Here is a 10,831-nt window from a genome sequence, read left to right as displayed (position 1 = left end):
GTTTAACCACATCCATGTGGTTTAGCATCATCCATGACGCTATAAAAATTCCCTTTAAGACTTCCACTGTCATTCCTCGTTGCTGTTAATCATAGCAAAAAATCACAAAGAATCACCGCCTTACTTTCTTAAATCGATGTAAGAAATTTCTTAAAATCGTCAACGATTTCGGGTGCAGAGTATTAGGGATGCTATTTATCCGGCAACACATTGATTTTCGTGACAAAACATTTCGTCTCCCCACTCCATGGAAGGGTATAGGCATCGCAATGATAGCTAATGATAACGTGTTTATTGTTTTGCATGGCAAAATCAGCTTCTTGAACCAGTTCGGATTTGAATTGTCCCAGGGTGAAGTGAAAAGTACGGCCACTCACGCCGCTGGCATTTTCCAATCCGCCAAGAATCATTTCACCTTCGTAGGTTCCCCAAAATTTACCTTCTTTGGCAACTTTGACAATGACTCCTGATTTTTGTCCTTTTTGCACCGTCCAACATCCGGCTAATAAACAGGATGTGACCAGCAGGAATGAATGTAGTAATATTTTTTTCATGGCATGTACTTTGGTTTAGAGTCCAATTTATTAGACGGCATCCTTGTTATTGTAAATCAGTTTTACAGTTCAGGTAATCATTGTCTTCTTTTATTTCTTTTCCATAGGGTTTTATTTTTTTAAACAAACGCTGTAATTTGATATGAAGCCTATTTTCCAATACAGTAAGTTTTTTTTGATACTGAGCTGAGAATTCCTCCTGAAGGGGGGACTTGCTGGCGAATAAAATATAGTTATCGCTTACTGTTGGACAAATAAACAGTACTGAAAAATAATCTTGGAGTGATTGAATAAATGTGGAATCACTCTCGGGAAGCTCATGAAAATTGATGACGAGCCATCCTGTATCATCCAAAATACGATGTGAATGCTCTATAAACTCTTGCTGAACTTGAAATGACTCCATTCCATAATCCAGGTACATATCAGAAAAAATGACCTGTGTGCTTGCACTCTTTTGAAACTTGAGGGCAATTTGAGCATTCGCAATCAGTACCTCGATATGTTCGTTTTTTGGTAATTGAAAAAAATTCATAGCAACTTCGTAGACTTTTTTTCGTAATTCAATACAAAAAAGAAAACATTCAGGTAAAAGAAAGTGAAGACAATGCATTAAACTTCCGCCGCCCAAACCTAATAAGGTGATGTGCCCCGGATTAATGAAGGCTAGAACCAGCAGCATGACACGAGTGTATTCATGGACAGGAATATGGGGGTATTGGAGATAGATTCCCGTCTGATCGTACACGGGATCGAAATTGAGTGCCCTGATACTTCCTCTGTCAATGACAAAAATTTCACCCCAAGAATCCATGGTCCGATAAACGATATTGTTTCCAAAGAAATCTTTATCTGCGTTATTCTTAAAGCTCAATTTATATATTCCTTGAGTACTTCATGCCTGATTATTTGAAAAAAGGTTATTTTAATTCATTTCAGGAGCATAACATCATCTGGGGAAAATAATTTTTGACAGAAGGAAAGAAACGATCCGGCAACAAGAGGCATATTAGAGCCGTAAAAGCCATGGCATGAACTTTAGGGGCTCACCCATGGCTTCACTTGAGTGCAATTAGATTACTGATGAGAGCTCTAACTTGTCCTCCTCAACCTTGGTATTGTTATCCTGTACTGCAAACACCCCCAAGTGCGAGGCTGCCTTCGCGCTGCCAGGTAAGAGGAGAGACTTTTTGGCAAATGGTTTTGTGTCATCCAGGAGGGTGGTACCGCTGCTGTCTTTAACCATTAAATGCAAGATTTCTCCAGACTTGTACTGTTTTGATTTTAAGGCAACGAATTGTCCTGACATATCAAGGGAGTAAACGTACTCTTCTGCTTCTGGGGCCAGATTGGAGCTGCCAGCAATTTCCAGTCGACAAGTGAATAATTCCCTGGCTGCTGCCCATTCCTGCAACTTCCCTTCTTCGGATAAAGCTTGAAAGAAGTCGATAGTATGGGTATCAAGCACAAGTGAGCCAAATGCTTTGGTTATTCTATGCAAAATTTCAGGCTGGTTAATGCCATAACTCAAAATGAAAAATTTGTTGCGTACCGTAGTTAAATCAGAGTTCTGCTGCAATAGGGCAAGTGCCAGTTCAAGTTCTGTGGTTAATGTTCCTGTATTGCCTTCAGTATTTTCACCGTCAGTAAATAATAAAATGTTATTATGCTGTGTTGACTGGCTAAGCATGTACAGCTGTTCGGAAACGGTTCCATAAAGACGGGTTATTCCGGCTGCGCTTAAATTATTAATGTAACGGGTCAGCCCAGCAAGGTTGTGCTTTTGAAAACTCCTTGGCTCTTGAGTCGTGCTGTTGAATTCAGTGATATGTATGGTCGCTTCTGGCTGGAATTCAAACAAGGCATCGGCAAATTTGATTACGCTTTCTTTCAAGGTTGTCAAACGCTTGCCCTCCATACTGCCGCTGGTATCTAAAACAAAATGATAAACCGGCGGTGTCAGTGCATCAGGAACGAAAAAGTAGGGAGTGACTTCAACTGTATCCTCACTTACTTTTTTCTCAGCATAAAAAACCTTCTTTTTTTCAAATGAGTCTGAGTGGGCAAAGAGCAAAGGGTTTGCGCCATCTACAAGGACAAGTTCTTGTTTATGATTTTTTAAAAACTCTTTGATGTTGAATTTTATCAATCCCCCTTCGATACTCATGTATTGATAATGCAAAGAATTAAATAACGGAGCGTAAGCGGAAGATGGAAGAGGAATATGAAAATACTCCTGTTCTTCATCCAATGTGAAAACAGAGCCCAATTGCAAAACTCCAAGGATTGCCAGACATGATTTTTTGTGATCCTCGGCGGCACCATCAAGGCTGATCCCCTGATTAATTTCATCAGCAAGCAAGTTGGCGACAGTGACTCTTCTGACAACTGGCTTTACCCCATTTTGTTGCAGGAGCTCTTGCAAGTTAGTTGCTAAAGTATCACCATCATTAATGGTTTTTGAATTGAAAATGACCCGCTCATCCTTGCATGTGACTTGCTCAGTGTTTAAAGGAATACCCATAGCCTGCAGCAAAGCCACCATATTTTTGGTTCGTAGGATATTATTTACAAATTGCCCCATAAAACTCCCCTTTTATTAAAATGAAGACAAAGTTGGCGGGAATCATACACAGAAATTGAGGGGAAAAATAGCCAGTTGCCAGCTATTATTTACCCCTCTCTGAGTGAGGTGGAGAATGAATGGAGTCCCTGGAGAATATAGGCTGGGCTATGTTTGTGATGTGCATGAGAGCATGCATGTACAAGAAATCCCTCCAGGATTTCGCAACAAGAGATTAGCGGAAAGTACAGCCCCGTTGTAGAGGTATTAACGGTTGCCAAACGTTAATTTTGCTCGCTGAAGTGTATGAAACAAAATAGAGTTGCAAATAAAAAACAATCCCCTCCTTTATCTGTTCAGGAACCATTAGTCGAAAAGTCGATTAGTGCCGGCATAATTCAATAATTTTCCCCCCAAGTTTTTATCAAACTCCCGGGGATATAAGGTTCTTTTAATCTTTCGATGTTAAAATTTACTATAATCATTTAAAGACGTAACTAATTGGGGACAATTATGCCAAGTTATTCACACCCGATCAAAAAAGATCTTAATAACATGCGATCCGTTTCTGAATTTAAACAAACATATAAACAAGTAGCTCAGGAAATGATAGCGGCTGAGAAATGGACGCCCGAAGAAAAAGATGCAATGCATTTATTCTCAGCAGGCCATGCTCCTGGCTCCATCCGCAATCAAATACAATTAAGTGATGAGTCAAGTAAAAAAATAGCAGATATGTACTTTATGATTCTGCTCAATACCCTCATTCGCAATCAAACCCCCATGCCATTTAAATTACCCGCGAAAGAAATTGACTCATGGCCTGCCAGTTACTCCAGAGATCAGTTTGCCGCGGATCTCTTAAAGCATAAAAAACAATTGAGTACCACGCCTGTAGGTAAGGAAGTAATGCGGGCTGCCTCTGAATATACTAGCCTGTACGAAAGTACTGTAGGCAAGACATCGCAACAAGGCGTCAATAACTCAGAAAAAAGTGAAAGCTCTCCCCTGGATAAGGCCACTACTGCCTTGGGGGTTTTATGGGGTGTAGCAGACGGATTAGCATTTAGTCCTTCTAATCCATTTCCCAGCCCGCTTACTATGAGAAGCGAGTCAGCGCGGACCGGGTATGCTGCTGCAGTATTTGCCAAGGGAATTTTTGAGTTAGGCGGGTTGGTTGCCTCTTTATCGAAATAGATAACTCCTGTTTTTTTTTGAGGCCACGAAACGTTGGCCTCAAATGCACTCACGTCAGCAGGCAAGATATTTTTTCAGCTACTGTCAAAGAAAAATCGCAATCAGTCTTTCGATAAAATAAGCCATGCGGGCTGTTTCCAGGTAATGGAGCTTCGGTCAGGTGATTTGATCTGTTTACCACCGCTTGCGTATCATCTTTTTTAGTAAGTGGCACTATTCTTGTCAGAGGAATCATCTCGGGGAGAGGCCCTTGTTGGGTTGCAAGAATATAATTGACAAGATTTTTCCTCAGCTCAAGCGCTGCTCGAATATCAGCGATTTTATCAGGGTCTAAGCCACTGCCATAATGAGTTAATACATCATAATTGAGCATATTCAAAGGGTAGGAGAGTTCTGGCTTTAAAAAATTATCCTTACCATCGATGCTAAACCCAAATTCTAGTTTTTTGTTCTGAAAATCAATTATTTCGACTGTAGAGGTGTATGTTCCTATCCAACCTGGGGTATAGCTGATGAGTAATCCCCCCAATTTGACCCTATTTAACCCAGTTTTCTCTTCCTTGGTAACAAAATCTTCCTCACCATAAAGATAAGAGTACAACTCTTCAGGGTTAATTTTTTGTAATCGCTTTATGTCAAACAGTTCGCCATCAAATATTTGACTGGCATATTTCTGTGGCGGCTGTGGGGCCTTCAACGTATTTGCGGAACAATTTACCAAATAGGGCTTGACCGAATTTTTATAGGATAATGGTTTATAGTAATAGAAAAGTTGCAGAAGAAAAAAATAATGACTGGATAAATGACAAATTTGATTCACATTAGTTAACCCAGGAACTCGGGTAAAGCATTGGTTGAATTTGTCGGCCAGGTCAGATAAATAAATTTCTGAGGCGTCATCAGCATGGTCTAGGCGATCTTGAAGCTTATCTAAAATTGAAATGACTTCTTCTTGCAGGGGGAACCCGATTTTTTCCTGGGTGTCGTCCACTTGAATTAACCCTTTTTTTTCAAAGAGTTTTTTCAAAGGATGTTTCATTTTAATGAATAAAAAACGCGAGAACGTTTCCAGTGGATAATGCGTGAGTATGAGCTTAAAATAAATCATCTTGTTTTCCGGAGAGAGGGAAAAGCGCATCAATAACTGTTTTAAATCTTTTAGCATGTGCCAGCGCAACTTCATTTGGCTTCCCAGGGGGTGAGTCATCAGCGTTTTCTCAAAAGAGCAAAAAAAAGCGTCGAGTTTATCTGTATCTTCAAGAGCACTATTCGGGACAAGGCGCACATTACTTAAATAACACCACTCCACATGAACTTGACTCAAATCTATTGTGCGCATATCCACATTAATAAACTGAGCATTACCTAGATTTGCCCCTGTGAAATTTGCCCCATCGATTAAAGTTCCTATAAACCGGGCTCCATTCAAATTAGCCCAGGCTAGATTTGCCTGCTGCAAATTGGTTTGCTTTAGGGTGCTGTATCTCAAATCTGCATAGCTTAAGTTAGCGTGAAAAAGGTTCATTGCAGACATATCTGTGTTACGAATGTGGGTATGGGATAATGGTGCGTAGGATAAATCAGCACCTATTAATTCTATTTTTTCCAAGTCGATCGAGGGTAAAAGATTGATGTATCTTTTAGGGTAATTTTGCTGAAATAAAACGAATAACTTATTATTTTGTTCAATATAAGCAGGTGAATAAAATAATCGATACCCGTCTATCGTAGGGACATTTTTCATAAGCACGAGTAAATGGTCTCTTGTATTCAGATCGATATGCGGGTCATTGCAAGTAATCTTCAATTGTTCCAGATCAGGAAACTGATTATGATGACGAGTCAGCATATAGCATGCGATCTCCAGGTTAGACATCGGCAGTTTTTGCTCCACCAGGCATGTTAGCGCTTTGTACTCACTCGTACGTCGATAGCCCTCGACAAACGCATAAGCTTTTTCTGGGGTGAGTTGGTTTAAATGGGCTAAAACTTGTGCTGGTTTCTTTTTGAAGTGTACAGCAAAAGCTGTTGCTGCTGTAGTCAACAATTTTTTGGAGGCAATTTGAACGGTTAATAAATCTTCTACGTTTAAATGAGCTAAAATACTGACTTTTATTTCTTCTGGCATGGAAAAGAAAAGATGGTCCCTATTCGTTGGCTCAACAGAAGAAACCGCGTCTTGATTCCCACTTAAACAAGAACGCTGCATACACACTGTTAACGCATGTGTACTCTGCTTTAAGTCATTGAGTTGGCTACGGAGAGTGTTTATCGATCCACGAAGTTCATTTTCAAGGTTTTGATCACAGCTGTTTTCTGCGCTCAGGTTTTTAGCCGTGTACTCCAGTCTTTTATCGAAGAGATTTTTAATATTTTTTTGAAGTTCAGCGCATTTTAAAAAAAAAGCTGCGAAATGTTCTTGAAGCAGGGTATGGTCAAGTTCATTTTGGAGGGAAATTACATGAATGAGAACACCATTTTCAGCTTCTTTATACAAGGCATCTATTCTTTTTTTTAACGATAAGACGACATGAATCATTGCAAATGAAAAGCGTTCAAAATCTTTAATGTGGGCTTCATCGTGCAGATCATAGAAATGCAAAAATTTAGCTAATTCCTCCACTTGCTGCATAAACAGGTGCGCTTGCCAAATCACCGCTTTAATAGATGATTTCGACAGGTGAGGATAGTAACTTGCTAAATGAAGTAAATTCAATTTTATCATGATGTAATTCCTTTTCAGTACATAAAGGGTGGCAGATGCCATTGCACCTAAATTATTTTATGTTTTGTGTGCTTAAGTGAAGCGTTGATCCATTCAGTTACTGGATTGAAGGAGAAAAATAAGAGACCACATCGTCAGGGTTTCTGGATAAAATGAGAAATATTTTTCAAGAAACAAAGAGGGTGGTGAAACTTATAATCTTTATCAACACCAAGCTGAATGGTGATTCAGATTATTCAGTTACCCGTCCTCCATCATTACTAAGTAGTGTCAGAAAGTAATGAGTTGAATTAAAAAATGAGACAAATTGTAAGGGTTTCATGAACAATTTTAAAGGAGGTGGTTTTAGGATTGTTAGTCTTCGTTTGCATTCGATGGAGTAGGGGAATAATTAGGAATTAGGGCGAGCAGGTTCAAGTAACCTTCTGTTTTTTAGGCTTTTTTTTTGATAGTATTATTTTTTTCAGAGGCCTCATATCCTCTTTGAAAATAAAATTATTGTTGAAAGCGTTACACAGATTAACTTTTTAAAAGGATGGAATAAATTGTTAAGAAGAATAAATGGATTTGTTTTAATCGCTTCATGTTCGGCCTGGATTCTCTCCCCAGGAGCTTTTTCTGCCGAATCATCCGTAAAAAAACATAGCGTATGGAAAGATCAGGTTGAGAAATCAGCCCCTAGCAATTGGCATATAGCACATTGGCGTGCTGTTTTGACTCTTTCTGGAGCAGCGGCTTTTAGCGACAATGTAGGCGCCTCGGAATTTATTCCTATTGCTGATCCCGAAGAGGATGAATTTTTTGATTACTCCTCCCACCACTCCAATCAATCCAAATTCTTATATGGGGTATTTCTGGGAGCTGAATTTCTAATAAATACTTCTTGGTCCCTACAATCAGGGTTTAGCTATTATCAACCTTCTTTATATCATGCAAACGGTTTAGTCACTCAAGGTTTGGATGATTTATCGGCTGATTCTTTTTCCTATCAATATGATATTCAGGTGCGACAAGTTTTGTTTGAAAACAAACTCTTGTTTAACTGGACAGTTCAACCCATGGTGCTTCATCCCTATGTTTCCGGAGGAATTGGGGTTGGCGTAAACTCTGCCCAGGATTATGATGTGGTGATTAGCCCGTTATTTACTACCTTTAGCAATCAATTTACTGATAAAACTCATACTGATTTTTCCTACAGGGTTGGTGCCGGTATCGATGTGGATGTGACCAACTGGGTACGTGTTGGTGTTGGCTACCGGTTTGCAGACTTTGGTAAGGTGACGCTTGGAAATGCCACCATTGATCAAATTCCGACATTTAATCACTTATCGCAATCCCATTTCTACACAAATGAAGTAATGGGGCAATTAACTTTTATCATGTAAAAGGATTAACATGAAACCTTATCATATTAAATTTATTGGTTTGGCAGTTTTTTTGAATTCAACAATAAGTTTTGCTTTACCTTTCAATATTGTTCCTCGCGGCAAATTGCCGACAACAGTTTTCAAGGGAGAATCAGTCGATGCCGCCTATACAGTGACAAATAGTACGCGAACGACTCGTGCAAATAATTTTGTAAAGTGGTTGCCCCCCAATGTAAAACAAGTAACAGATCCAACTGATCCGACAGTTTGTGGTAGCACGTTTACCTTAGGGCCTAATGGTTCTATTAATCAAAGCTGTACTTTAAAACTTTCAGTATCAGGTGAGGTCAATCGAGCTGATCCGAATCCGCAGCACCATCTATTTATTTGTTTTCCAGGAGGTAAAACTTGTGCAGGACCTACACCAGAAAATTCGCTGAATGTAACTGTAGATAATAATGGCCCAGGGCAAACTACAATTTCCTTAGCTGTAGGAGCTTATGGCACAAATGCTACAGCATATCCATTAGTTTATCTTAGTAGTAACAATGGAATGACCTGGCCTAAAGCGGTACTTCCATCAATTACAGGAATTGAAAATTACCAGTCGTTACTTTTTGGGGTAGCGTGTACAGGCAAATACTGCACCGCAGTGGGTAATTATTTTACTAATGACGACATCACCCAGCCCATCAGTTATTCGAGTAAGGATAGGGGAACTACCTGGTCAGCCGTTAAGGTATTGTCCATTGCGGGTATTCCTGCCACGCATAACGACAACCGGATTGTTGCTGTAAGCTGTGCTAGTTCAAATTGCACTGCTGTAGGTTATTCCAGTAATTCAAATGGGAATCCTGTTCCATTAACTTATTCGAGCTCAGATTATGGAACCACCTGGTCTAAGCCCAACTTGCTTTCGCTTGCGGGCCTTCCCTCTTCAAACCAGGGAGCGCGATTAGGATCAGTTAGTTGCTCCGGAACAAATTGTACTGCAGTGGGTTTTTATAATGACAGTTTGGGTTTACGTCAGCCTGTAAGTTATTACAGTATGAATAATGGTGTAACCTGGTCCTCCGCCATCCGTCCATCTACCAGTGCACTGCCTGTGGGATATCAAGGAGAGGCTAAGCTCACTGGTGTAAGTTGCCTTGGCACCAAGTGCAGTGCTATTGGTGAAGTTCCTGATCCCGCCGACCCTGCGATAACTTTGCCTATAAGCTATACAAGTAATGATGCAGGTCACTCCTGGTCACAAGCATCAGTACTTTCTATCACTAACCTCCCTCCGGGTAATGAGGGCGCGATTCTGAATGGAGTAAGTTGTGCGGGTACTCGTTGTGTTGCTGTAGGTTTAACGCGCACTCCGGCTCCCAGCAGTCTCCCAGTTTATTACACCAGTTCAAACAACGGAGTAACCTGGTCAGGTGCTTCCATGTTTTCTACCAGCGCCCTGCCAGCAGGATTTGATTCGGCAGGTCTAATTAGTGTGAGTTGTATTGGCGCAAACTGTTCTGCCGTAGGCTCTTACGATGATGCAAGTAATAACGGATTTCCCTTAACCTATTTCAGTGCCGATAACGGGGTGACCTGGACTACCGTTTTACCCAGCATTTCCTCTATTAGCGGAGCCTTATCCGCCGGTCTTTTTGGCGTAGGCGGTTCAGAGAGCGGAAATTTACAGACCTAATTTATTCCAATAACGTACAAGTTTATAGTCGGGTAATAAAAAAAAATTACCCGGCTTTTTCCCCTTCCAGATTTACAAATAATTTTTAATTTGTTCATAAAGAGAAGTTTCTATTCCAATATGAAAAAAACCCTCAAATGAGTGTAAGGGGATGTCCATTACTTGCGCAAAGGTATGGTAAATCGAGTTACTATTAATTGTTGCCGATAAAGGAATGCTAAATCCACATGCAGGATAATCAAGGTCTAAAGCATTGATTGCATTCACAGCGCGTATTGCTTTAAACCAATGGTGCAGGCAATCATTTTTTTCATACACAGTATAGTAAGCATCGAGAGGTAAGGCAAAGGCACCGAGCTGGAGATTATATTGTCCGGCAAAATGGGGATCATAGGTAATGCAATAGGCCCTTAAACTGTGATCTTTGCTGTATCCGATAGGAACGATGCTTCCTTTACTTCTTGAGGTAGCAAGGCCATGCAGTTGTGCGATAATCCTGTTTCCTTCCAGTTCCCTCAACACCCAAAAATCGTGGACAAAACGGTTAAAATAAGGGATGGGTAAACGGAACATCGCTGCTTGGATACAATATTCTGCCATAAATATCTCCGTTAAGGGTTCCGGATCGCATATTTAATTTCTCTAACTTTTATGTCCTTTCTAAATATTCTAGTACAGGATGCAACTGAGTCTTTGGCAGAACGGTATAAGTACAAGCCCCCTGGGGCATGCAATTAC

The 10,831-nt window shown here is 40.3% G+C and carries 8 protein-coding genes; 3 read left to right on the top strand and 5 right to left on the bottom strand.

Annotation, left to right across the window (positions count from 1 at the left end; all coding sequences use genetic code 11):
- Positions 1-191: 191 nt before the first annotated feature.
- The 3 genes from KYQ_RS15065 to KYQ_RS15055 form a co-directional block, all read right to left on the bottom strand.
- A complete protein-coding gene (locus KYQ_RS15065; protein WP_019350245.1) occupies positions 192-554 on the bottom strand; it encodes a hypothetical protein in 363 nt (120 codons plus the stop codon).
- A 46-nt stretch (positions 555-600) separates the two neighbouring features.
- Positions 601-1,428 carry a class I SAM-dependent methyltransferase gene (locus tag KYQ_RS15060; protein WP_010654963.1) on the bottom strand — a complete coding sequence of 276 codons (828 nt, stop codon included), beginning with the start codon at positions 1,426-1,428 and terminating at the stop codon, positions 601-603.
- 198 nt (positions 1,429-1,626) lie between these two features.
- Positions 1,627-3,138: a VWA domain-containing protein gene (locus KYQ_RS15055; RefSeq protein ID WP_010654962.1), complete on the bottom strand. Its 1,512-nt coding sequence runs from the start codon at positions 3,136-3,138 to the stop codon at positions 1,627-1,629.
- Positions 3,139-3,630: 492 nt separating this feature from the next.
- Here KYQ_RS15055 and KYQ_RS15050 point away from each other — a divergent pair, with 492 nt between their 5' ends.
- The gene (locus KYQ_RS15050) at positions 3,631-4,314 is read left to right on the top strand and encodes a hypothetical protein (RefSeq protein ID WP_010654961.1); all 684 of its coding nucleotides are present in this window, start codon (positions 3,631-3,633) and stop codon (positions 4,312-4,314) included.
- 49 nt (positions 4,315-4,363) lie between these two features.
- Here the strand turns inward: KYQ_RS15050 and KYQ_RS15045 are convergent, their stop codons facing one another.
- Positions 4,364-7,039 carry a pentapeptide repeat-containing protein gene (locus KYQ_RS15045; protein ID WP_010654960.1) on the bottom strand — a complete coding sequence of 892 codons (2,676 nt, stop codon included), beginning with the start codon at positions 7,037-7,039 and terminating at the stop codon, positions 4,364-4,366.
- A gap of 545 nt (positions 7,040-7,584) precedes the next feature.
- On the opposite strand from KYQ_RS15045, the gene KYQ_RS15040 reads away from it, so the two are divergent.
- Both KYQ_RS15040 and KYQ_RS15035 read left to right on the top strand, forming a co-directional pair.
- Positions 7,585-8,424, top strand: a complete 840-nt coding sequence (locus tag KYQ_RS15040; RefSeq protein ID WP_019350244.1) for an outer membrane beta-barrel protein — start codon at positions 7,585-7,587, stop codon at positions 8,422-8,424.
- A gap of 10 nt (positions 8,425-8,434) precedes the next feature.
- A complete protein-coding gene (locus KYQ_RS15035) occupies positions 8,435-10,093 on the top strand; it encodes a sialidase family protein (protein WP_019350243.1) in 1,659 nt (552 codons plus the stop codon).
- A gap of 72 nt (positions 10,094-10,165) precedes the next feature.
- On the opposite strand, the gene KYQ_RS15030 is transcribed toward KYQ_RS15035, so the two are convergent.
- A complete protein-coding gene (locus KYQ_RS15030; protein WP_019350242.1) occupies positions 10,166-10,693 on the bottom strand; it encodes a hypothetical protein in 528 nt (175 codons plus the stop codon).
- Between the last annotated feature and the right edge of the window lie 138 nt (positions 10,694-10,831).

The organism is Fluoribacter dumoffii NY 23, assembly GCF_000236165.1.
GTDB lineage: Bacteria > Pseudomonadota > Gammaproteobacteria > Legionellales > Legionellaceae > Legionella > Legionella dumoffii.
This window is presented reverse-complemented; position numbering and strand designations above follow the sequence as displayed.

Coding starts and splice junctions, on each gene's coding strand:
- KYQ_RS15030 (WP_019350242.1), bottom strand. CDS start 10,693: ATGGCAGAATATTGTATCCAAGCAGCGATGTTCCGTTTACCCATCCCT.
- KYQ_RS15055 (WP_010654962.1), bottom strand. CDS start 3,138: ATGGGGCAATTTGTAAATAATATCCTACGAACCAAAAATATGGTGGCT.
- KYQ_RS15050 (WP_010654961.1), top strand. CDS start 3,631: ATGCCAAGTTATTCACACCCGATCAAAAAAGATCTTAATAACATGCGA.
- KYQ_RS15065 (WP_019350245.1), bottom strand. CDS start 554: ATGAAAAAAATATTACTACATTCATTCCTGCTGGTCACATCCTGTTTA.
- KYQ_RS15035 (WP_019350243.1), top strand. CDS start 8,435: ATGAAACCTTATCATATTAAATTTATTGGTTTGGCAGTTTTTTTGAAT.
- KYQ_RS15045 (WP_010654960.1), bottom strand. CDS start 7,039: ATGATAAAATTGAATTTACTTCATTTAGCAAGTTACTATCCTCACCTG.